We start from the raw sequence: 21,364 nt of genomic DNA on the forward strand, positions 1-21,364 counted from the left end.
GACGACTCCCGTCACCCCCGGTACGCCGTCACTCCTCCCCCATCAGCTTGCGGATCCCGGTGATGAGGGCGACCAGCGCCGCGCGCTCCGGGATGGTGGTGCCCGGGTGCCACAGGTCGACCAGCAGGGCGGTGCGCGGCCGGGTGCCGCGGTTCCACGCCTCATGCTCGAAGGAGTAGTCGAACAGCAGGCACTTGCCCTCCTCCCAGTTCCTGGTCTCACCGGCGACCGTGATGCCGCACCCCTCCGGGATGTCCACGGCCAGGTGCAGGTTGATGCTGAAGTTCCACAGGTCGTGATGCGGGGCGATCGACGCGCCGGGCAGCAGGGTGGAGAAGTGGCTCTCCAGGAGCGGGCAGATCTTCCCGGTGTCGACCGCGTACTCCTCGAGCACCTTGAACGCCGTCGGCACGACGTGCGCCGACTCCCGTACCAGCGCGCCCCGGCGGTACAGGTACAGCGCCTGCCAGTCCTCCTGCCGCGCCAAGTAGTGCTCGTAGTCGGAGAACGCGGCACGGCGCTCGGACCAGGCTGCCGCCAACTCGTCCCTGATGGCCGGGTGCGCGGCTTCGAGAGCGTGCACCACAGGGGCCTGCTCGGGGTGCTCGTACGGGTCGTGCCACGGACGCTGCGAGATCCCGGGCAGGATCCACTTCGCGCCCCTCTGCAGCAGGTGGCGGTCCCGCCGTCCCGCTTCCAGCATCTGCTCGACGCGCACGATGGACCCCGCTCCGTACCGCTCCCGCAGTTCGGCGAAGGCCTGCTCGATCTCGGGGGTCATGCGGGGCTCCAGACAGGTCGGTTGACGCGGTTCTGCCGGAGGCGCAACGGGGCGGCCGGCAGCGCGTCGCGGCGGCGCTCGGACGGTCCGGGGTGCTCGGGGTGCTCCCGGTGCTCGGGGTGCTCCCGGTGCTCGGGATGCTCGGCGGCGACTCTCGGGCGCGGGGCCGTCTCCGCCGCTCCCAGCAGGACGACCAGGTCGTCGCGGGCGCGGGCCACGCGTGACCGCACGGTACCGATCGGGCAGCCGGTGGCGGCTGCCGCCTCGGCGTAGGACAGCCCGAGCAGCTGGGTGAGGACGAACGCCTCACGGCGTGCCGCCTGCAGGGTGTCGAGGAGTTCGAGCATCGCCACGCCCTCCTCGAAGCCCGGCACCCCGACGGGTTGCCTCCCCTCGGCGGCGCTGCGCCAGTCGACGGCGTCGGAGATCCGGGGCCGGGCGGCGGCGTGCCGGTAGCGGTCGATCACGGCCCGGCGGGCGATCGACAGCAGCCAGGTCCGCGCGCCGGAGCGGCCGGCGAACCGGGGCAGGCCGCCCAGCGCCCGTAGGAACGTGTCCTGTGTCAGGTCGTCGGCGCCATTTACATCGCCGCTGAGGTGGGCGGTGAACCGCCAGACGTCGCCGTAGGTGGCGCGGACGAAACGTTCGACCGCCGCCGGGTCGCCGCCGCGGGCGGCGAGCGCCCACTCGGTGACCTGTTCGTCGTCCTTGCGAGCCGACGCCCTCGGGGCGCCCTTCACCAGGGCATGAGTCATCGCGAAAGGTCCTTCTCGTGCTGCACGGCCGCACCACGGCGTGAGGCGGCCGTCGGCGAACGGCGTCTCAGGACCGGCGGTGTCCGTGGGGACGGCCTGGGTCCGTGTCCCCCGCCCGCGGTCGGCGGGTGGTGGGAGAGAGCCGCGTGGTCAGGGACCGGCCTGCGGGGCGCCGCCCGCCGTGGGCACGGCGGCGTACGGGCAGGCGGGCACGCCGCTCGTCCCCGGGCGCGCGGCTCGGGCCGGGCGTCCGGGGACGAGCGGTATCAGCAGTGCCGGGCGACGACTGGTGGGCCCCTGCGGGACAGGACGTGGTGGAGCAGGACGCCGCGCAGCGCGTGCGTGGGAGCGTCGTCGGCGGTCCGGCGCGGAGTCGGCCGGTGCTCGTCCCGGACCGGGCGCAGGACACGGCACAGCACGCGCCAGACGCGGCGCAGCGGAGCCGCCATCAAGGACGTCCGGGACGTCAGGGCTCGTGCGAGCCGGAAGGCGGCGGCCTCGCCGCGCCAGAGCCACAGTCCGCAGACCACGGCGGCCAGCAGGTGGGCGAGGAACATCATGGTGGTGTCATGACCGCCGGACGGCATGCTCATGAGGTCGGAGGCGGAGAACGGCCCGCGGGGCGAACCGGACATGCCCGCGCCCGCGTTCATGCTCAGGTGCGCATCGCCGGTCCGCATGATTCCGGACATCGCGGCGCCGCCGCTGTGCATGCCCGGCATGTCGTGGGACATCAGGTCGGCCACCTCCCGGCCGGGCGGCCGGGCGAGCCCGAAGAGGGTGTGCAGGCCGAGTTGGGCCAGGACCGTGGAGCCGGTGACCACGAGGGCGCCGCGTTCCCGTCCCGCCACCCACCAGGCGGCCGAGGCCGTACCGGAGAAGGCCGCGCAGAGCGACCACCAGGGGACGGGGGCGCCGGAGGCCCAGGAGTGTCCGAGCGCTGCCATCAGCACGCAGACGGCCGCGAACATCGCGGCTCGTGCGGTGCGGGACGCCGGCCCGGTGGTCATGCCGCCATCGTGCCACTCCGGTCCGCTCCGTGGGAGCGATATAACCCGGACCTGATCGTCTGTGACGCACGCGATGCGCCGGTGGTGGCGTCGGGGGCGCGGAAGGCGGCGGTACGGGGCTGGGACGCGGCCGCGGTGCGGCAGGGACGTCCTCTTGGATTCGGTGCCGGTGGGTGCGAACATGTCGCTCGCCCGCGAGTGATCGTGGTTGGCGGAGTGTTCACCGTGGCTCCATCCATCGGTCGCGGGGGATTCTCCACCGCCTGAGGAGACTGGCAGCGCAACCGCACTGCCACGAACGACCCTGGAGGCCGGCCTCTCATGACCGCCATCGACCGCCGACGTTTCCTGCAGCTGGCCGGTGGCACCGCCGCCGCCACCCTACTGTCGGAGAGCATCGCCCGAGCCGCGGAGATCCCGGCGAACCGCCGCACCGGCTCCCTGCGCGACGTCGAGCACATCGTCGTCCTGATGCAGGAGAACCGTTCCTTCGATCACTACTTCGGCACCCTGCGCGGCGCCCGCGGATTCGGCGACCCCCGGCCGGTGACCCTGCCCAGCGGCAAGCCGGTGTGGCACCAGTCCGACGGCACGAAGGACGTCCTCCCCTTCCACCCGGAGGCGGACAACCTGGGCCTGCAGTTCCTCCAGGACCTCAACCACGACTGGAACGGCGGCCACGCCGCCTTCAACCAGGGCAAGTACGACCGCTGGGTGCCGGCCAAGACCGCGACGACGATGGCCTACCTGACGCGCGAGGACATCCCCTTCCACTACGCGCTGGCCGACACCTTCACCATCTGCGACGCCTACCACTGCTCGCTGATCGGCCCCACGGACCCCAACCGCTACTACATGTGGTCCGGGTTCACCGGCAACGACGGCACCGGCGGCGGACCCGTCATCACCAACGCCGAGGCCGGCTACTCCTGGACGACGTACCCCGAGCGCCTGGAGAAGGCCGGGGTCTCGTGGAAGATCTACCAGGACGTGGGCGACGGATTGGACGCCGCGGGCGGCTGGGGCTGGATCGAGGACCCCTACCGGGGCAACTACGGTGACAACTCGCTGCTGTACTTCGACCAGTACCGCAACGCGAAGCCGGGCGACCCGCTGTACGACAAGGCCCGCACCGGTACGAACGCCAAGGCGGGCGAGGGATTCTTCGACGTCCTCAAGGCCGATGTGGCGGCCGACCGGCTGCCCGCGGTCTCCTGGATCGCGGCGCCCGAGGCCTTCACCGAGCACCCGAACTGGCCGGTCAACTACGGCGCCTGGTACATCTCCCAGGTGCTGGACGCGCTGACCTCCAATCCCGAGGTGTGGAGCAAGACCGCGCTCTTCATCACCTACGACGAGAACGACGGTTTCTTCGACCACGTCGTGCCGCCGTACCCGCCGTCCTCCCCGGCGCAGGGGCGGTCGACCGTGGACACCACCGGTGAACTCTTCACCCCGGCGGGAACGGACAAGAGCGTCCCGGGCGCCTACGGCCTGGGCCAGCGGGTCCCGATGCTCGTCGTGTCCCCGTGGAGCAAGGGCGGCTGGGTCAACTCCCAGGTGTTCGACCACACCTCGATCATCCGGTTCATGGAGCGGCGCTTCGGCGTGCACGAGCCGAACATCTCGCCCTGGCGCCGGGCGGTCTGCGGCGACCTCACCACCGCGTTCCAGTTCACCAGGACCGACACCCGGGTCCCGGCGCTGCCCGACACCGCCGGTTACCTGCCGCCGGACCGCGACCGGCACCCCGACTACGTGCCGGTGCCCCCGGCCAACCCGGTGCTGCCGAAGCAGGAACCGGGCCTCCGGCCGGCGCGCGCGTTGCCGTACGACCTGGCCGCGGACGCGGCGGTCGACGTCAAGGGGCACCGCCTGCGCGTCGACTTCGCCAACCACGGCAAGGCCGGGGCGCAGCTGTACGTCACCTCCGCGACCGGCACGGACGGTCCGTGGACGTACACCGTCGAGGCGGGACGGCGGCTGTCGGACCACCTGGCCGTCGGCACGGCGGGGCGTAGCGCCTACGACGTCACCGTGCACGGCCCCAACGGCTTCCTGCGGCAGTTCGCGGGCCACGCCGGCAGTCGGGGCCCCGAGGTCGCCGCGACCCATGACGGGAGGGACGGCCACGTGCGGCTGGTGCTGAGCAACCCGGGTACGACGACGGTCACGTTGACGGTCAAGGACGGCTACGGGCACGAGCGCCCCGCCACGTACCGGCTGCGGCCCGGCGCGCGCGCCGTCCACACCGCCCACCCGCGCCGCAGCCACGACTGGTACGACCTGACGGTCCGCTCCGACCAGGACGGCGGCTATCTGCGCCGGCTGGCGGGGCACGTCGAGACAGGCCGGCCCGGTACGAGCGACCCGGCGATCGTCACCCGCTGAGGCGCCTTCACCCGCTGAGGCGCCTCCTCCCCTCAACACGCCCTAGTGCTCTGGCCGGAAAGGTTTGCCTGGTTCGCGGCGTCCGGCGCGGTGCGTCGCAAGGCGGAGGGTCGTCCTCGTACCGGGCGTACTCGGACGACTCCGACAACTGGGGGCACCCCCAGCGGTAGCTGGGGGAGAAGTGCCGTGCCGGGCGTCGCGAACCGGTGAACCTTTCCGGCCAGAGCACTAGACAGCCAGGACCGGCCTGGCGAGCGCCGGGTCCTGGCGGAGGATCGACTGCTGGAGCCGGGCCAGTTCATGGCCCGGCTCCACACCCAGTTCGTCGATGAGCATCTTCCTGGTCGTTCTGAACAGGGCGAGGGCCTCCGCCTGCCGGCCGGAGCGGTAGAGCGCCAGCATGAGGCCGGCGCGCGGCCCTTCCCGGAGCGGGCATTCACGGATGACGCCGCCGAGCAGGGCGACGGCCTCCTCGTTCCGGCCCAGCGCCAGGGCGGCCGTCGCCAGGTACTCGGTCGCGGACATCCGCAGCTCCTCCAGCCGCGCGATCTCCGCGGCGAGCGGCGGATGATCGGCGAGACCGGCCATCGCCGGACCGCGCCACAGCCGCAGCGCCCGGGTCAGGGAGCGGTAGGCCTCCATCGCGCGGCCCGACTCCAGGAGCGAGCGGCCGTCCGTCACGAGCCGCGCGAACCGGACCCCGTCGACCTGCTCGTCCGGAGCATGCAGGGAGTACCCGCCCGGGGACGCTGCGCACCAGGCGCAGCGACCCGTCGGGCGGGACCGGTTCCAGCAGCTTCCTGAAGCGCGAGACGTAACTCTGCAGACTGTTGACCGCGCTGGGCGGCGCCTCGTCGCCCCACACGCAGTCGATGAGCCGGGGCACCGGGACGAAGGTGTTGCGGTGTATCAGCAGAGCCGCCACGACAGCTTGTTGTCTACGCCCTCCCGGGCTGATCGAACGGTTTTCGTCGGCGATGGTGACAGGTCCGAGTAAGCGGAACTCCATCGTCTCCCCCCAGACCGATGGTGCGTCTTTCACGGTCATTGTTTAACACGCGGATCTCATGGATGAGAAGTAGGCCTTGGGCCCACCCGGGCTCGCCCTGCACGCAGGTTGCACGAATTCTGCAAGGTCCCGCGAGGACTCTGTCTTTACCGGCTCCACAGCGGAGCCGGCGGGGGTGATTCACGTGTCAGCAGACCCACTACTCGTGGAAACGGCACAAGGGGACGCCGACGCGGTCATGCGGACCGCGGCCGGGCAGGTCGGCGTCCATGAGGGCCGTGATCACGGGGACTGGAACAACATCCAGCGGTACAGCGACGAAGTTCCCGGCCTGGAGTGGTCGCAGGGCCAGCCCTGGTGCGCGACCTTCGTCTCCTGGGTGGCGCTGCGCGCCGGCGCGGCAAGCCTCTTCCCGTGCACGGCGTCGTGTACCACCGGCGTCGCATGGTTCAAGGAGCGCGGGCGGTTCTCGGAGTATCCGGCGGTGGGTGCCCAGGTCTTCTACGGCGTGGGCGGCTCGGAACACACCGGGGTGGTGGAGCGCTTCGACGCCACGCGCATCTACACCATCGAGGGAAACACCAACGTGAACGGCTCCGCCGAAGGTGACGGGGTCTACCGGCGGGTGCGGGAGCGCACCTCGCCCCGGGTGTACGGCTACGGGTACCCGAAGTACGCGGCCGGCATCGACTCCGCCGACCCGGCCTGGCCCCGACCGGCCCCCGAATCGGACTCGGCCGCCCTGGAGCCGTTCCCGGGCGTGCAGTGGTTCCGCACCGCACCGCGCAGCCCGATCATCACGGCGATGGGCCGTCGGCTGGTCGCCGAAGGGGTGGCTCAGTACAGCCACGGCCCCGGCCCGCAGTGGACCGATACCGACCGGCGCTCCTACGCGAGGTTCCAGCGGAAGATCGGCTATCGGGGATCGGACGCGGACGGCTGGCCGGGCCCCGTTTCCTGGGCGGAGCTGCGCGTGCCCAACTCCTGACCTTTCACTCCACATTTCCGGCGCTTTCGAATTTGCGTCCCCCGTACATGAGTTCGCATTTCCTGCGACGCGAGGAAGTTCCGCGCCGGGAAGGCCGCCATGCCTCGATCCAGTACATCGAAAAGTCTCCCGTCCCGACGCTACCGCCCGTTCCTACGGTCATTTTGCCCAAGGGCGGCGGAGCAGTACGCGGAATCGAGGAGAAATTCGCCGCGAATACGGCAACGGGCACCGGACGGATGTCCGTGCCCATCGCCACGAGCCCCTGACCCTCCGCGCTGGGCCCGGGGCTGGAGCTCTGCTACGACTCCGGATCGGGCAACGGCCCCTTCGGCGTGGGCCGGCAGCTCACCGTGCCCCGGCACGGCACCGGCGCGGCAGGTCTCAGCCGACGTCGATGCCGTACTCGCGCACCAGCGCTTCCAGTCCGCCCTCGTATCCCTTGCCGCCGATGACGAACTCCCAGTCGCCGCTGCCGCGGCGGCGGAAGGAGCCGAGGATCAGCGCGGTCTCACCGGGCCGGCCGTCCGAGACCTCCAGCCGGTCGAGTTCGACCCCCGACCCGTCCGACAGACGGATGAACGAATCGGTGAAGCCCGCGAGATCCGCGGCCGGATTGATCTCGGGGTCGATCGACACCGCCAGCACGAGCCGGTCCGCACGGGCCGGCAGGGAGTTGAACGCGACGCGGAGGGCCGCCTTGTCCCGGGCGGGCCGAGCCACCGCGGACACCGTTCCGTCGGGGGGTCCGGGCGTTGTTGAAGAAGACGAAGTGGTCATCGCTGAGCACGCGGTTCCCCTGGCAGACCAGCGCGCACACATCCAGTGCGACACTCCCGGTCCAGGACATCCCCAGCAGGTTGTACTCGGGTTCGGGGGCGGCCGCCGGGGTCGGCGAAGCCGCCCGCTGAGCGGGCACCGCCGCCGGACCGCCGCCGAGCCGGCCGCGCAGTCCGTGCTGTCCCAGCAGCTCGACGAGCTCGGGACCGGAGATCAGCGTCAGCGGCTTGCCGTCGGCGAAGGTGTAGGAGCCGGGACCGAACTTCGAGGTGGTCACCAGCACGCCCTTGTTCGCCCCCGCCCCCTGCACCGTGCCGAACAGGTCGCGCACAGCGGTGGGTGGCACCGTGTGCCGGTAGCGCTTCACCTGCACGATGATCGTGCCGCCGCTGATGGGGTCCGGGTCCAGCGCCTCCACATCGACGCCGCCGTCGTTGGAGCGCTGCGTCATGACCGCCTGCATGCCCCGGGCCCGGAACAGCTCCGCCACCAGCGACTCGAACTCGATCGGGTCCATCTCGAAGAGGTCCGGGTCCTCGCCGCCTCCGTGCGAGACCGTGCCCCGGCCCAGGTCTCCCGGCACCGTGCCGGTCCGCACCACCGTGCGCTGGTCGGGGCGCGCGGACAGCTTGCCCCCGAGGCCGTCGACGAGGCAGTCCACGGCGCTGACCTGGACCAGGTTCAGCCGTTCGAAGACCTCGCGGTCCGCCGCGACCGTGGCGAGGAAGAGCTGGGCCCGCAGCCCCGTCGAAGGGTCGTGGTCGTCCACGAAGCCGTTGAGGGTGACCGAGTCCAGCGTGCCGAACTCGTCCGCCGCGAACAGCTCGCGCAGCGCCAGCAGGACGGACTGCGCCAGCACGTCGCGGTAGAGAGCCCGGCGCTGCCCCACCGGCCTGGCCGTCTCCTTGTCCTGGTCCACGGAGGGCAGGTACCGCACGTACCGGGCCGCGGGCACGATGTCGTACCCGGGCAGCTCCCAGTTCAGGACGAGCCGGCGGGCGGACGGGTCGTACGCGCACGACACCTGGCGCGGGAACCCCTCCGGCCAGGCAGTGGAGGCGTACAGCGCCGCGGAGAAGTACTCCACCACCGTCTCGGGGTCCCCGCGGCGCAGCCCGGCCACGTTCTCCGCGATGCCGGCGTTGTGACGCCGGATCTCCGCCAGCCGCCCGGCACGCCACTCGTCGTACTGCCGCCCGTAGGAGGTCAGTTGCTGCTGGCGCCGCTCCTCGGCGGTCCTGGCCGCCGACAGATCGCGCTCGTACCGGGACCTCGCCTCCTCCTGCGCCCGCCGCGCACCGAACCCCCAACTGGACTCCGGCTGGTAGGCACCGGGGTTCGGCATCGGGACCGGAACGGCGAGCGGGCCCGGGGCGAACGGCTCCACCTGCTCGGATCGCAGCAGGGCGGTCGTGCGGAACGCCGGTGCCCGGCAACCCGCCGCGAGCAGCCGGCTCAGCGACTCGACCCGTGCTTCCAGCTCCCCGGTGAGCCGGATGGCCTCCGCGTCACGGCGCTGCCGGTACGCCACCTGCTGTTCGCGGTTGCTGCGGGCGAGCTCCCGCTCGGCGGCGCGCTGTTGCCGCTGACGCGCCTCCGACTGGCGTTGCCGCTGCCGCTCTGCCTCGGCCCACACGCCCATCGACCGGTTGGAGCTGCTACTCATCCGGGCACGCACCCCTCCTTCCGGGTCGCCTCGAGGACCCGGAACTGTGCACTGGCTCACCCACCAGCAATACGACGTCTCGCGGTGATCCGACTCTAGTCGGCGACCGGCCGGTCGCTACCCGTTCACGTCGTTTCAGGGGCGGGACCGCGGTGGAAACGGCCGTCGAGGAAGAGCAGCGGCGCGCCCGGCTCCGCGTGGTGGTCGAGTACCTCGCCGATGAGGACGAGATGGTCACCCGCGGGGACGATGCGGTCGCGGCGGCAGATCAGCGTGCCGATCGTGCCGTCGAGGAGGGGCACCCCGTGCGGTCCCGGCCGGGTACTGAGCCGGTCGAAGCGGTCACCGGGGCCCGCGAAGCGGATCGCCAGTTCGCGCTGGTCGGCGCCGAGCAGGTGGACCGCGAAGTGCGGGGCGGCGGTGAAGGCCGCCCGGTGGGTGGAAGCGCGGTTGAGGCACCACAGGACCAGCGGTGGGTCGAGGGACAGAGAGGTGAAGGAGTTCACCGTCAGTCCGGCCGGGCGCCCCCGGCGGACGGCGGTGACGACCGCCACGCCGGTGGCGAAGCGGCCGAGCACCGACCGCAGCGGCCGCTGCTGTTCGCGCACCGGCCCGTCCGCCGTCACCGGCCCGTCCGTCGTCATCGCGCCGTCAGCGGTCATCGGGCGGCTGCCGCCTTGCGCCGGCAGGTGTCCAGCGCCTCGGTGATGTCCGGGTCCTCCGGTGCCAGTCCCGCGGCGATCTCCAGGTCGGCGAGGGCCTCGTCCCAGCGACCGGTGTCCTGGTGGACGAAGGCCCGGTTGTAGCGAAGGGCCGGGTCGTCCGGCTGCAGTTCCACCGCGTGGCCGAGGTCGACGGCGGCGGTGTCGAGTTCGCCCATGTCGTACGCGAGGGCGGCGCGCCCGGACAGTGCCGTGATCATGTCCGGGTCGACGGCGAGCGCGCGGTCGAAGGCGGCCTTGGCGGCCTCGAACTCCTCGCGCTCCGCGTGCACCTGGCCCAGGACCGCGTGCAGATAAGGGTTGTCGGGCTCGTGGCCGAGACCGGTGGTCGCGTCCCGCTCCGCCGCGTCCAGTTCGCCGGCCTCCAGCAGCAGGCCGGCCCGGTTGACGTACGCGTCGGTGAACTCCGGGACGAGTTCGATGACGTAGCTGAAGTCGGCGAGCGCGCCTTCGGTGTCGCCCTCGGTGAGCCGCAGGTCGCCGCGGTTGTAGTAGATCTCCGGGAACGGCGGGGAGAGCCGCATGGCCCGCGCGTAGTCCTCGAGCGCCTCTTCGGGGCGGCCCAGGCGGCGCAGGATGTTGCCGCGCTCCAGGTAGTGCTCGGCGTGGTTGGGGTCCTCCCGGATGACGATCGCGTAGTCCGCGAGGGCCTCCTCGATCCGGCCCAGGCTGAGGTACACGCGGGCCCGGTTGTTCTTCAGCACCGAGCGGTGCAGGACATGTTCGTCCGGGCCGAGCAGCTCGTCGAGGCTGCTGATCGCCTCGTCGACCAGGCGCAGAGCCTCGGTCGGCTCGCCGAGGTTGACCTCCACCAGGGCCAGGCCGTTCTTGTAGAAGGCGCTCTGGAAGGCCCGGTCACTACGGTTCTCGATCAGTGAGGCGGTGGCGATGGCGGAGTTCAGCCACGCCTTGGCCTTGAACTCGTCGCGGTCCTCCGGGTCGTTGTGCCGGGTGTAGAGCATGGCCGTGTTGTACGCGGCGGCCATGTGGACGGCGGGCTTCACGGAGTTCAGCCGGGCCTGGTCGTCCAGCTTCTCGGCCTCGTAGGTGCGGCCGAGGATGGAGAGGCAGAGCGTCACGCCCTTGGTGAAGGCCCACCAGCGGTCGTGTTCCGTTCTGGGGTCGACGAGCGCCAACCCGCGCCGGCCGTAGTCGACGCACGCCTCGTAGAACCCGTTGCACAGGCTGTGGTCCATGGCGTGGAAGACCGCCCGCACGCCCGCGTCGCCGGGGTCGGAGCCGTGTTCCAGGTGGTGGGCGATGGCGCCGAGCCGGAGCGACTCGTCGTCCAGTCCGTCGAGTTCGGCGGCGCGCCGGTCGTGCAGCAGCGCCCGTTCCGTGGGGTCGAGTGCCTCGTAGGCCGCACGCGGCGCCGGCTCGTCGGTGGTGCAGTCCGAGGCGACGTAGGCCCACGCGTCGTCGGGCCCGGCCGCCGCCGGAGCGCCTTCGCGGACCTCGGTGACCTGGGCGCGGGAGGCGAGGACGGCGAGCAGTGCTTCGTCGACGGGTCCGGTGGCGCCGCCGCAGACGACGACGGTCAGGAGCGCGGGGTCGATCCGTCGCACCAGGGTCGTGAGGAACTCCAGGTCGGTGGTCTCGGCCTGGTCGGCGTTCTCCACGACCAGGACACGCGGCCCGTCGGCGGTCAGCCCGTCGCGCACGAACTCCACCAGGCCGTTGGAGATGCGCGTGGTGCGCAGCCGGGCGTAGTAGCGGGTGCGCTCCGCCGGGAGCGCCATGGAGGTCAGCGTCTCGCGGGAGTTGGGGACGACGGAGCGGAGGTCCGGCGCGGCGGAGAGCAGCTCGATGTCGTAGCGCTCGACCAGCTTGCCGTCGCGGAGCAGGACGCCGGGGACCATGGCGCGCACGAGGGTTCCGGCCGCGGTGTACGGTCCGCGCAGTCCGCGGTGCGCGTCCACGGTCATGACCGGTCCTGCCGGCAGGCCGAGCCGCTCGACGGCGGCCTCCCGGTCCCTGCGCAGGCCGCCGCGAACCCAGTGGTGAGTGGGGAGAACCTCGTTCATGCGGACTGCTCCTCTGCGGGTCTGTCGGGCTGCTGTTCGGTCGGGCTGCTGTTCCGTCGGGTCAGTTGGCGGGGGCGGCGATGGTGCGGCGGCGGTAGCCGCGGACGGCGATGATGCCCGCGAGGATCAGCTCGCCGAAGTTGAGGACCAGGAAGACGGTCACGTCCAGGACGTTCAGCGGCGAGATGTCGGAGAAGAGCTTCCTGACGGCCATCTCGGTGATCCGGATGGCGGCGGGGATCACGGCGGTGACCAGCAGTCCGGTGAGGATGGCGTAGCCGGTGACCATCAGCCAGACGTACCAGCGGGCGACCTCGCGGTCGCGCGGGGTCCACGTCTCCGGGTCGACGAGCTTGTCGCGCCGCCCGATCAGGCCGTAGAACCGGTTCTGCAGCATGCCCTTGGAGACGGTCTGCAGGTCGTTGCAGCCCAGGACGGTGATGGCGAGGTAGTACAGATCGGTGCGCAGGAAGAAGTAGAACTGCCAGGCGAACCGGAGCAAGGTGCCGAAGGCCATCGCGAGCAGGAAGCGGCCCATGAATCCGCCGAAGCCGTCGGACGAGACCAGGGGCACCGCGGCGAGCGTCAGCCCGGTGACGACCAGGACGTCGACGAGCATGCCCGCGAGCATCGGCAGGTAGCGCTTGCGCCGGGGTACGGCGACGAGGCCGTCCAGCTTGGTCAGGAAGACGAGGTAGTAGAAGCGCCGGCCGATGCTGAGGGAGGAGTTGAGGCCCAGTCTGCGTCCGGCCAGTGCGTGGTAGGACTCGTGCAGCAGGATCCACGGCGCCTGGCCGAGGACGTTGCCCAGCGCGAGTGCCACCAGGGACGAGGTGGTGAAGAAGATGTTGTGGTAGGTCGGGACCACGGCCGGTTCGCGGAACATCGCGACGATGCCCGCGATGAACAGCAGTCCGTACAGCACCCAGGCCACCGGGGAGAACACCGCCCGGCCGAGCCCCTGCCAGCGCACCGCGCCCGCCTCGACGACCTCTTCGCCGTCCGGCACGAGCAGCTCGAAGGCCTCCAGGACCTCGAGGAACTCCACCATGTCCACGGTCTCGCCGTACTGGGTGCTGTACCAGCGGGCGGCGTCGTTCGGGGTCTCCCCGGTCTCCAGGCGGCGCAGCAGCGCGGCGCCGTCGGCGGGGAAGAGGCCGTAGGAATCGATGTCGGCCCGTCCCACGGTGACCTCGTCGCCTTCTTCGAGGAAGGTCAGCGGGTACAGCCTCAGGGGTCGGTCGAGGTCCACTGCCGCGGCGTCCATCTCTACCTCACTGTCACTGGTCCGCGAAGGTGCCGGTCCGGGCCGCGGACTCCGTGGCCCGGACCGGCGGGAGCTCCACGAGCCGCGGCGGGCCGGTCAGCACCGGCCCGCCGCGGCTCGGAAGGAAGAGGTCAGGCGAGGACGGGCGTGCCACCGCAGTAGCAGGACGCCGCGGCGGAGGTCAGACGGACGGTCCCGGCCTTGCGAACAACGATCTTCTTCATGTTGTGCTCCTTTTCCGTGGGATGTCGCGCAGAGCGGAGACTGATGTGAATGGAGTTTGTTCTCCCATTCATCTCCGCTCACAGGCTGGCACGCGTCGTTCCCAGCCGTCAACAGTCGGACACGGCGTACATCTGACAGGACGTCGCCTTTTCTGACCAGCCAACAACCGTTCAGATCAGGCCAGTTGAGAGCAGGTTTACAACTCGGCGAACATGCACCCGGTCTCCACAGCAGGGGCGGTCAGAACTCGAGCGCCACCAACTAGGATGCGGAGGACGCAGAGCGCTCTCCACCCGCGCTCACCACAGGCGATACGCAGGGCACTCGACCAAGGGAGGTATGCGGTGCCTGATCCGACGTCCGGCACCCCGACGCTCGCGGACAAGATCGACCGACTGTTCGATGTCGTCCGCGGCCCTGACCACACGCCGTACACCCACGAGGAAGTGGCGCGGGCGTGCCGCGAGGCCACCGGGGAGAGCTTTTCAGCCACTTACTTGTGGCAACTGCGCACGGGCAGAAGGGATAATCCGACCAAACGGCACCTCGAAGCGCTGGCGCAATTCTTTCAGGTGCCCCCGATGTACTTCTTCGACGACCAGCAGAGCGCCCAGATCGCGCAGGAGCTGCAGCTCCTCGGGGCGCTGCGGGACGCGGGAGTACGCGAGGTGGCGTTGCGCGCGGTCAACCTGTCGCCCGAGGGCCTCGGCACCATCAGCGACATGATCGAGGTCATCGCCCGCAGAGAGGCGGGATTGCGCCGCACGGACTGATATCCACCCGTCCACCCCTGGGCATAGGATCGCTCATCGCTCATATCGCTCATGAGCGGTTGCTGATCGTTGTGTGTGCCTTGCCCGGGGAGGGTTTCATGGGGGACTACGCGGAACAGCAGAACAAGATGTTATGGCGGCGATGTCGGCGGACGGTGGCGGAACTGCCGCTGCCACGACCGTTCGACGCCACCGCCTTCACCGACGCGCTGGCGGAACAACGGGGGCGGCCGCTGGTGCTGGTCCCCTTGCCGCCGCACGCGTGCACACCCTGCGGCATGCTGGTGACGACCGACCGGGCCGACTACATCGGCTATCCCACCAGCACCAGCGCCCTGCACCAACAGCACATCCTGCTGCACGAGGTGGGTCACCTCGTGCGCGGCCACGCCGGCGTCGCCCACCTCGGCTCCTCCGCGTCCCGGGTGCTCCTGCCCCATCTGTCGGGCGAACTGGTCCGCCGCGTGCTGGGGCGCACCGTCTACTCCGACGTCCAGGAACAGGAGGCCGAACTCATCGCCTCGCTCGCCCTGCACCGGCCGGCCCGCAAGGTCAGGCGCGCGCGCGACGCCTGGCTCCCTTCGGACGAGGACCTGGACATCGCCGGGGCGTTCGCCCGGCTCGGACCGCTCGTCGGGCTCGCCGGCGCCACCCCGATCAGGACCACCGCGGTCGTCGGGCCCTTGCGCACGCTTCCCGGTCGGATGATTCCGGGCCCGGGGACCGATAGGTGACCGACGCGGTGGCCCTGACCGGCTGCTTGATCGTTCTGGCGGGCGTCTGCTGGAAGCTCCTCACCCTCCGCGGCACCTCGACCGGCGCTCCCGTGCGCCATCTGTTCGGCTGCGCGGTGTCCATGGGGGCCTCGCTGGCCGTCCTGTCCCCCGCGACCACCCGGCTGGCGGGCCGGACGGGGCCCTTCGCGCTGTGGACCGCGCCCGCCGGGCAGTGCTGCAACCTGGCGGCGATGGCGTTCCTCGCGCTGGTCGCGCGCTCGGCGGGGGCCGAGCCGCACAGCCGCGAGGCCGTCCGGCGCCAGCTCGCCGGCACGTCGGTGGTCATGGTCGCCGGCCTCGTCGCGTACGTGTGCGCCGGGGTGACCCGGGACGGCCGCGACCTGGTCGCGGCCCCCGGGCGCGAGGGGTTCCTGGCGGCGTACAACACCCTGCTCACCCTGCACACCGCGTGGTGCCTGACGGTGTTCATCGTGCTGATCCGGCGCCACAGCCGGTACATCCGCTCGCGGCGGCTGCGCGGCGGCCTCGGACTGATCACCGCGAGCGCGGGCCTGGGGCTGCTGTGGACGCTGTGGAGTCTGGGCGATGTGTTCTCCGCGCTGGCCACCGGCCGTGAGGACGGCTGCGAGAGCACGGTCTCGGCGCTGGCCGCCCTGGTCTGCCTCACGCTGGGCCTGGGCGGGACGACATCCTCGTCCTGGTGGCCGCCCGTGGCGGCCCGGGTCCGGCGGGCGCCGGCCCGGCTGCGCTCCTGGCGCGGCCTGCGCTGGATCGGCCCGCCCTGGAGCGCGGCGCAGGACGCCGCCGCGGGCTTGCGGCAACGGATGCCGGTCGGGCGGGAGCTGCCCACGCCGGCCGGCTGGCTGCGCGCCTGGCACGGCTACCGCCGGATCGGCCCGCTGTGGACCGCGATGCATGCCGCGCTGCCGGAGACATCGCTGACCGGGCCCGCCCTGCGGCTGGGCTTCATGCTGCCGCTCGGTGCCCGGTTCGCGCTGTACCGCCGCATCATCGAGATCCGGGACGGGCAACTGGCGCTGCGCCCGTACTTCCATCCGGAGGTGGCGGCCTGGACCGCCGAAGCGGAGGGCTCGGGTCTCGACGCGGCCTCGGAACGGCTCGCGCCCATCGTGGAGGCGGCGACCATCGCCGCCGCCCTGGAGGCGGCGCGATCGGGTCGCCGCTCCACCCCCGGCGGTTGTGAGGGGTACGTCCCACCGAAGGTCCGGGCGAGCGTCGAGGCCGAGACGGCCTGGCTCATGCAGGTCTCGGACGCCTTCGTCGGCTCCCCCGCCGTCGAGCGGGTCCGCCGGCGCGTACGGGCCGGGTTGGACGCCGGCCCCGACGGTACCGAGCCGCGCACGCCCCCTTTCACCTCGGTCGACAGGGCGTCGCACCAGCGTTCCTGACGGCCCCCGGGCCCGTCCGGCACCGGTCCGCTGAGCGAACGGCGCGCGCTCACCCTGGGGTCCGGGGGCGGCTGGCCGCCACCGGCCTGACCAACGGCAGATCGCCCGGCACCTGATCCTCGACATCAAGACGGTCGAGTACCCCCTGAGCCACGCCTACACCAGGCTGGGCATCTCGCCCCGGATGGGCCTGATCGGCCAACTGGCGGCGCTGGGCTGACCGGCGCAAGCGGAGCTCAGCGGCGCGCTCGCGCTTCCGGCTCGGCGTCCGGATTCCCCCCGTGACCATTGGTGTCCGCCCCGGGGGTGGGCTCGCCGCGGCGGACGGATCCGGGGGCACGGCGGGACGGGCGGTGCGGTCTGAGCTCAGACGAACTGAGCTGCCAGGGCACGCTGATGACCATGACCCCGGGGGTGAAGAGCAGCCGGCTCTTCAGCCACAGGGCGGACTGGTTGTGCAGTCCGTTCTCCCACCAGTGCCCCACGACGTACTCGGGGATGAAGACGCTGACGATGTCGCGCGGGCTGGCGCGGTTCAGGGAACGTACGTATCCCACCACCGGGCGGGTGATCTCCCGGTAGGGCGACGCCAGGGTCTTGAGCGGCACCTGCACGTCGAAGGTGTCCCACGCGGTCTGCAACGCCTTCGTCTCGTCGCGGTCGACATCGACGGTCAGCGCTTCCAGGGTGTCGGGGCGGCAGGCGCGCGCGTAGGCCAGGGCCCGCAGCGTGGGCTTGTGGATCTTGGAGACCAGCACGATGGCGTGCACGCGGACGGGTTGCGCCGGCTCCCGCGCCGCTTCGTCGACCTCCAGTTCGGCGGCGGTCCTCTCATAGTGCCGCCGGATCGCGCGCATGTTCACCCACAGGAACACCGCGGCGATCACCGCCAGGTACGCGCCCTCGGTGAACTTGGTGATCAGCACGATCACCAGCACCAGTCCGGTGACGAACGCCCCGACGCCGTTGATCACCCGCGCGGTCCGGTGCCTGCGGCGGAGCGCCGGGTCGGTCTCGGTGCGCAGTGCGCGGTTCCAGTGCCGGACCATACCGGTCTGGGAGAGCGTGAAGGAGGTGAAGACGCCCAGGATGTACAGGTGGATGAGGCTCGTGACCGACGCGTGGTACGCCCACAACAAGGCGCCTGCGACGACGGCGAGCGCGACGATGCCGTTCGAGAACGCGAGACGGTCGCCGCGGGTGTGCAGCTGACGGGGCAGATAGCGGTGTTGCGCCAGGATCGACGACAGCAACGGGAACCCGTTGAACGCGGTGTTGGCCGCGAGGACGAGGACGAGCGCGGTGGCGGCCTGGATGAAGAAGAAGCCGAAGCTTTGGTCCCCGCCGAAGATCGCGGAGGCCAGCTGGGCGATGACCGTGCGCTGCGGGGTGGACGCGCAGTCGCCGGTGACGCCGGTCAGCCGGCAGGTGTCGTCGGTGATGTGGACGTCGGCGATCATCGCGAGGGCGGTGATGCCGGAGAACATCACGACCGCGATCAACCCCATCGCGGTCATCGTGGTGGCGGCGTTGCGGGACTTGGGCTTGCGGAAGGCCGGTACCCCGTTCGAGATGGCCTCGACGCCCGTGAGGGCGGTGCAGCCGCTGGAGAACGCGCGCAGTCCCAGCATCAGCAGAGCGAATCCTGCGAGGTTGGTGTCGCCCGGTTCCGGGGTGATGCCGTACGCGGCGGACTCCGCCACCGGCGCGTCGCCCACCAGCCAGCGGAACAGCCCGGTGGCGCACATGATCAGCACGCCCGCGATGAACAGGTAGGTGGGCGCGGCGAAGGCCCGCCCCGACTCCCTCGTCCCCCGCAGGTTGATCGCCGCCAGCAGCGCGACGAAGGCGACGGCCATCACGGTCCGGTACTCATTCACGGACGGGACCGCGGAGATGATGTTGTCAACGCCGGAGGCCACCGACACCGCGACCGTCATCACGTAGTCGACGAGCAGTGACGCGGCCACCACCAGCCCGGCGGACGAGCCGAGGTTGGTGGCGACCACCTCGTACGACCCGCCGCCGGACGGATAGGCGTGCACGACCTGCCGGTAGGACAGCACCACGACGGCCATCAGGCCGACCACCGCCATCGCCACCCACGTGGTCAGGTGCAGATACGCCAGCCCGCCGAGGGTGAGCACCAGCAGGATCTCCTGCGTTGCGTACGCGACCGACGACAGCGGGTCCGACGCGAAGATCGGCAGTGCCAGCCGCTTGGGCAGCAGCGTCTCCTGCAGCCCTTCGCTCGGCAACGCCGGGCCGATGACCAGCCGTTTGACGGCATCCACGATTCTCGCCACGCGGGTGAGCGTAGGGGCAGGCCGGGAGAGTGGATCAGCGCCGCGCGGCTGGGCATGCCCCGGTGGTCCGGGCGGCCCAGTACTCGGCCTATCGGGATGCCCGGCTCGACAACGGCGCTCAGCGGCCCCCGCGCGACGGGGTGGCTCGGCGCGGGGTCACGATCTGGAGGGCGAGGGTGGCGGGCGGGTCGGTCTCGCCGGGGCCGCCCGAGGCCACCCAGGCGAGGATGTCGTCGGTGGAGCCGTCGTCGGTGGCGAAGCCGATCCACACGGCCCGGCCGCCCTTGCGGCGGCCCGCGGCGGACGGCTGGACGACCACGATGTTCGCCTGGTCACAGGGCCCGAGGCAGTCGGTGGTGCGCAGTGCGAGACGGCCGCCGGAAGCGGCCGCCGCGGCGCTCAGCCGGTCCAACTGCCGCTGGTGGTCGGTGCCCGGGTGCTTGCTCGCGTTGCCGCAGCAGCACCCCCGGCAGACCACCAGGGTGCAGGGCCGTGTCGCGTACGGCCCGCTGAACGGGAGGGTCACACGCACTCCTTCGGCGCCGTGCCGGCCTGCGGCACGGCGCGACCGCGGCCCGCCGGGATGACCCCGGCGGGCTGTGGTCGTGTCGGTCGGTGTCAGCCGGTGGAGGCGGCCGTCCGGGCCGCCGTGTCGCTGTCGCTGTTCGCTTCCGAGACCGCGCTCCCAGCGGGCCGGGGAAGGAGCACGCGCTCGGCGAGGTAGCCGAACGCCAGGGCGAAGGCGGTCCACAGGGTGAGCTGGATGGCCACGGCGGACACGCGGAACTGCCACAGCAGGCTGGGCGAGAAGTCCGCGGGTACTTCGTTGATCGTGGGCAGGAACGCGTACGCCAGCCCGATGGCGAGCACGTACGCGCCGCCGGCCGTGACACTGGCGTACCAGGCACCCAGGCGCGGTGCGAGGCGCTTGCCGAGGATGACGGCGGCCACCCCGAGCAGCACGCTCAGCGCGATCATGAGGAAGTACAGGGTGGTGCGTTTGCCGATGGTGTCCGGGTCACCGACCGACGGCGGGTTGGCCGGGTACTTCAGGAACGGCACCAGGTAGACGGTGAGGAGCGCCGCGCCCGAGATGAGCGCGGCGGTGGCCCGCGGCGTGAAGCGGCCGACGCGGCCCAGGGCGAAGCAGAACGCGAGGGCCGCGATCCCGCCCAGCGAGACGCCGAAAATCAGCACGCCGGTCGCCAGTCCCGCGGTGGACTGCAGGGAGCGACTGACGATCTCCATCTCGTGTTCGTGGGAGTGGGAGTCCTCGTAGGCGATGGCCGCGTCGATCCTCGGTTCGCCCAGGAAGTAGGCGACGACGAGGGCCAACAGGCCCGCGACGAGCCCGGCGAGCATCCCCCGGACCAGCAGGGAGCGCACTGTGGTGGAGTTCATCGGTGCGGCTTCCGATCAGTGGCAGGGGAAGCCGAGCAGGTGGCGTCCGTCGTGGACCCACTCGTGAACGTCCGTTCCGGCGACCAGGGACGTGGCGCCCTGCTCCGCACCGACGAAGTAGATCAGGACGAGCGCCAACACGCCGAAGAACACTGCCCAGGGCAGGATCGCCTTCAGCGGCAGCGGGGTGACGGGAAGGGCCGGACTGGCGGCCGCGGGTGCAGCGGACTGGGCCATGGCAGTGCCTCCTCGGGAACACGCGTCCCACTTGGTGGTGCTGATGACGAAGGTGCCGGGTCTGACTTACCGGGCTGGGCCGGGTTCACAGTGGCGCGACCGTGCCGGATTCTCACCGGGCTTCCGTTCACACCGTCGTCGTGTCGGGCTGAACCGTACCGTGAAGCGACACCCGCGGCCAAGGCCGTGCGCAAGGCGATACGCGCCAACCTGCGACGATGTGTTCCATTGCGGGGCCGATGGGGCAAGGGAGGGGTGGCGGGGATGACGGTGCGTGTGTTCTTGGTCTCTTCGGCGGAGAGCGAGGCCTTCGGGCAGGCGCGGTTCGACGACGGAACCAGCCCGTTGACCGGCGCCGGAGAGGAACGGGCGCGGGCGGCGGCGCCCGAACTGCCGGGCGCCGGCGCGTACTCGACCGCCTCCTCGGCGCGCTGCCGCCGGACCGCGGAACTCCTCGGCCTCACAACGGAGGTGCAGCAGCCGCTGCGGGACTGGGACTTGGGCCGCTGGCGGGGGCTCCGGCTGGACGAGGTCTCGGCCGCCGAACCGGAGGGCGTGGCCCGCTGGCTGTCGGACCCCGCCGCGGCCCCGCACGGCGGCGAGGCGCTGGCGGAGCTGTGCGGCCGGGTCGGCGGCTGGCTGGACGACCGGGCGCCGGACGGCGGGCGGGTGCTCGCCGTCGTGGAGCCCGCGGTCGTACGCGCGGCCCTGGTCCACGCCCTCGGCCTCCCGCCGCAGGCGTTCTGGCGCCTGGACGTCCTGCCGCTGACGGTCACCGAGCTGACCGGCCGCGCCGGCCGGTGGAACCTGCGGTGCGGACGCCCGCTGACGCGCTGACCGGCGCCGTCGTTCGTTCCCGGCGGTCGGCGGCGGCAGTTCCGCC

At 71.5% G+C, this 21,364-nt stretch carries 17 protein-coding genes, 1 pseudogene and 1 riboswitch; of the genes and pseudogenes, 6 read left to right on the forward strand and 12 right to left on the reverse strand.

Going from position 1 to position 21,364, the window contains the following annotated elements; all coding sequences use genetic code 11:
- Nucleotides 1-28 precede the first annotated feature (28 nt).
- From M2266_RS30590 to M2266_RS30600, 3 genes are all read right to left on the reverse strand, one after another.
- Nucleotides 29-781, reverse strand: coding sequence for an aspartyl/asparaginyl beta-hydroxylase domain-containing protein (locus M2266_RS30590; RefSeq protein WP_277441524.1), 753 nt, complete (start codon nt 779-781; stop codon nt 29-31).
- Nucleotides 778-1,536, reverse strand: a complete 759-nt coding sequence (locus M2266_RS30595) for a sigma-70 family RNA polymerase sigma factor (RefSeq protein ID WP_277441525.1) — start codon at nt 1,534-1,536, stop codon at nt 778-780. The genes M2266_RS30590 and M2266_RS30595 overlap by 4 nt, the downstream gene beginning before the upstream one ends.
- A gap of 266 nt (nt 1,537-1,802) precedes the next feature.
- Nucleotides 1,803-2,546 (reverse strand): hypothetical protein, encoded by a 744-nt coding sequence (locus tag M2266_RS30600; protein WP_277441526.1) that lies wholly within the window; start codon nt 2,544-2,546, stop codon nt 1,803-1,805.
- A 321-nt stretch (nt 2,547-2,867) separates the two neighbouring features.
- On the opposite strand from M2266_RS30600, the gene M2266_RS30605 reads away from it, so the two are divergent.
- Complete coding sequence (locus M2266_RS30605) at nt 2,868-4,937, forward strand: phospholipase C, phosphocholine-specific (protein ID WP_277441527.1); 2,070 nt, start codon at nt 2,868-2,870, stop codon at nt 4,935-4,937.
- A gap of 228 nt (nt 4,938-5,165) precedes the next feature.
- Here M2266_RS30605 and M2266_RS30610 read toward each other — a convergent pair whose 3' ends face one another.
- Nucleotides 5,166-5,666: an AfsR/SARP family transcriptional regulator gene (locus tag M2266_RS30610; RefSeq protein WP_277441821.1), complete on the reverse strand. Its 501-nt coding sequence runs from the start codon at nt 5,664-5,666 to the stop codon at nt 5,166-5,168.
- A 485-nt stretch (nt 5,667-6,151) separates the two neighbouring features.
- On the opposite strand from M2266_RS30610, the gene M2266_RS30615 reads away from it, so the two are divergent.
- Nucleotides 6,152-6,934, forward strand: a complete 783-nt coding sequence (locus tag M2266_RS30615; protein WP_277441528.1) for a peptidoglycan-binding protein — start codon at nt 6,152-6,154, stop codon at nt 6,932-6,934.
- Between the two features lie 384 nt (nt 6,935-7,318).
- Here the strand turns inward: M2266_RS30615 and M2266_RS30620 are convergent.
- The 4 genes and pseudogenes from M2266_RS30620 to M2266_RS30635 all read right to left on the reverse strand — a co-directional run bounded on the left by M2266_RS30620 (nt 7,319) and on the right by M2266_RS30635 (nt 13,393).
- A pseudogene (locus M2266_RS30620) lies at nt 7,319-9,380 on the reverse strand (restriction endonuclease).
- A gap of 125 nt (nt 9,381-9,505) precedes the next feature.
- Entirely contained in the window at nt 9,506-10,042 is a 537-nt protein-coding gene (locus M2266_RS30625) for a flavin reductase family protein (RefSeq protein WP_277441529.1), read from the reverse strand.
- Nucleotides 10,039-12,126, reverse strand: coding sequence for a tetratricopeptide repeat protein (locus M2266_RS30630; RefSeq protein WP_277441530.1), 2,088 nt, complete (start codon nt 12,124-12,126; stop codon nt 10,039-10,041). Before M2266_RS30630 ends, M2266_RS30625 begins: the two co-directional genes overlap by 4 nt.
- Before the next feature lie 61 nt (nt 12,127-12,187).
- Nucleotides 12,188-13,393 carry a hypothetical protein gene (locus tag M2266_RS30635; RefSeq protein WP_277441531.1) on the reverse strand — a complete coding sequence of 402 codons (1,206 nt, stop codon included), beginning with the start codon at nt 13,391-13,393 and terminating at the stop codon, nt 12,188-12,190.
- Between the two features lie 569 nt (nt 13,394-13,962).
- Here M2266_RS30635 and M2266_RS30640 point away from each other — a divergent pair.
- From M2266_RS30640 to M2266_RS30650, 3 genes are all read left to right on the forward strand, one after another.
- On the forward strand, nt 13,963-14,391 hold the full coding sequence (locus M2266_RS30640; protein ID WP_277441532.1) for a helix-turn-helix domain-containing protein: 429 nt from the start codon (nt 13,963-13,965) through the stop codon (nt 14,389-14,391).
- Between the two features lie 98 nt (nt 14,392-14,489).
- A complete protein-coding gene (locus tag M2266_RS30645; RefSeq protein WP_277441533.1) occupies nt 14,490-15,125 on the forward strand; it encodes a ParH-like protein in 636 nt (211 codons plus the stop codon).
- Nucleotides 15,122-16,537, forward strand: a complete 1,416-nt coding sequence (locus M2266_RS30650) for an MAB_1171c family putative transporter (RefSeq protein ID WP_277441534.1) — start codon at nt 15,122-15,124, stop codon at nt 16,535-16,537. Before M2266_RS30645 ends, M2266_RS30650 begins: the two co-directional genes overlap by 4 nt.
- Nucleotides 16,538-16,773: 236 nt before the next feature.
- Here M2266_RS30650 and M2266_RS30655 read toward each other — a convergent pair whose 3' ends face one another.
- The 4 genes from M2266_RS30655 to M2266_RS30670 all read right to left on the reverse strand — a co-directional run bounded on the left by M2266_RS30655 (nt 16,774) and on the right by M2266_RS30670 (nt 20,481).
- Complete coding sequence (locus M2266_RS30655) at nt 16,774-18,843, reverse strand: APC family permease (protein ID WP_277441535.1); 2,070 nt, start codon at nt 18,841-18,843, stop codon at nt 16,774-16,776.
- Nucleotides 18,844-18,961: 118 nt separating this feature from the next.
- Nucleotides 18,962-19,369: a (2Fe-2S) ferredoxin domain-containing protein gene (locus tag M2266_RS30660; RefSeq protein WP_277441536.1), complete on the reverse strand. Its 408-nt coding sequence runs from the start codon at nt 19,367-19,369 to the stop codon at nt 18,962-18,964.
- A gap of 92 nt (nt 19,370-19,461) precedes the next feature.
- The gene (locus tag M2266_RS30665; protein ID WP_277441537.1) at nt 19,462-20,244 is read right to left on the reverse strand and encodes a CbtA family protein; all 783 of its coding nucleotides are present in this window, start codon (nt 20,242-20,244) and stop codon (nt 19,462-19,464) included.
- 15 nt (nt 20,245-20,259) lie between these two features.
- Nucleotides 20,260-20,481, reverse strand: a complete 222-nt coding sequence (locus M2266_RS30670) for a CbtB domain-containing protein (RefSeq protein WP_277441538.1) — start codon at nt 20,479-20,481, stop codon at nt 20,260-20,262.
- 36 nt (nt 20,482-20,517) lie between these two features.
- Nucleotides 20,518-20,666, reverse strand: a riboswitch (cobalamin riboswitch).
- Nucleotides 20,667-20,745: 79 nt separating this feature from the next.
- Between M2266_RS30670 and M2266_RS30675 the strand changes: the two genes are divergently transcribed.
- The gene (locus M2266_RS30675) at nt 20,746-21,318 is read left to right on the forward strand and encodes a histidine phosphatase family protein (protein ID WP_277441539.1); all 573 of its coding nucleotides are present in this window, start codon (nt 20,746-20,748) and stop codon (nt 21,316-21,318) included.
- The last annotated feature ends 46 nt before the right edge of the window (nt 21,319-21,364 follow it).

The sequence above is a fragment of the Streptomyces sp. SPB162 genome (assembly GCF_029504575.1).
In the GTDB taxonomy this organism is placed as follows: Bacteria; Actinomycetota; Actinomycetes; order Streptomycetales; family Streptomycetaceae; genus Actinacidiphila.

Excerpts from the sequence above, each read along its gene's own strand:
- M2266_RS30590 (WP_277441524.1), bottom strand. The coding sequence starts at position 781 with ATGACCCCCGAGATCGAGCAGGCCTTCGCCGAACTGCGGGAGCGGTAC.
- M2266_RS30595 (WP_277441525.1), bottom strand. The coding sequence starts at position 1,536 with ATGACTCATGCCCTGGTGAAGGGCGCCCCGAGGGCGTCGGCTCGCAAG.
- M2266_RS30600 (WP_277441526.1), bottom strand. The coding sequence starts at position 2,546 with ATGACCACCGGGCCGGCGTCCCGCACCGCACGAGCCGCGATGTTCGCG.
- M2266_RS30605 (WP_277441527.1), top strand. The coding sequence starts at position 2,868 with ATGACCGCCATCGACCGCCGACGTTTCCTGCAGCTGGCCGGTGGCACC.
- M2266_RS30625 (WP_277441529.1), bottom strand. The coding sequence starts at position 10,042 with ATGACCGCTGACGGCGCGATGACGACGGACGGGCCGGTGACGGCGGAC.
- M2266_RS30630 (WP_277441530.1), bottom strand. The coding sequence starts at position 12,126 with ATGAACGAGGTTCTCCCCACTCACCACTGGGTTCGCGGCGGCCTGCGC.
- M2266_RS30635 (WP_277441531.1), bottom strand. The coding sequence starts at position 13,393 with ATGGACGCCGCGGCAGTGGACCTCGACCGACCCCTGAGGCTGTACCCG.
- M2266_RS30645 (WP_277441533.1), top strand. The coding sequence starts at position 14,490 with ATGGGGGACTACGCGGAACAGCAGAACAAGATGTTATGGCGGCGATGT.
- M2266_RS30665 (WP_277441537.1), bottom strand. The coding sequence starts at position 20,244 with ATGAACTCCACCACAGTGCGCTCCCTGCTGGTCCGGGGGATGCTCGCC.
- M2266_RS30670 (WP_277441538.1), bottom strand. The coding sequence starts at position 20,481 with ATGGCCCAGTCCGCTGCACCCGCGGCCGCCAGTCCGGCCCTTCCCGTC.
- M2266_RS30675 (WP_277441539.1), top strand. The coding sequence starts at position 20,746 with ATGACGGTGCGTGTGTTCTTGGTCTCTTCGGCGGAGAGCGAGGCCTTC.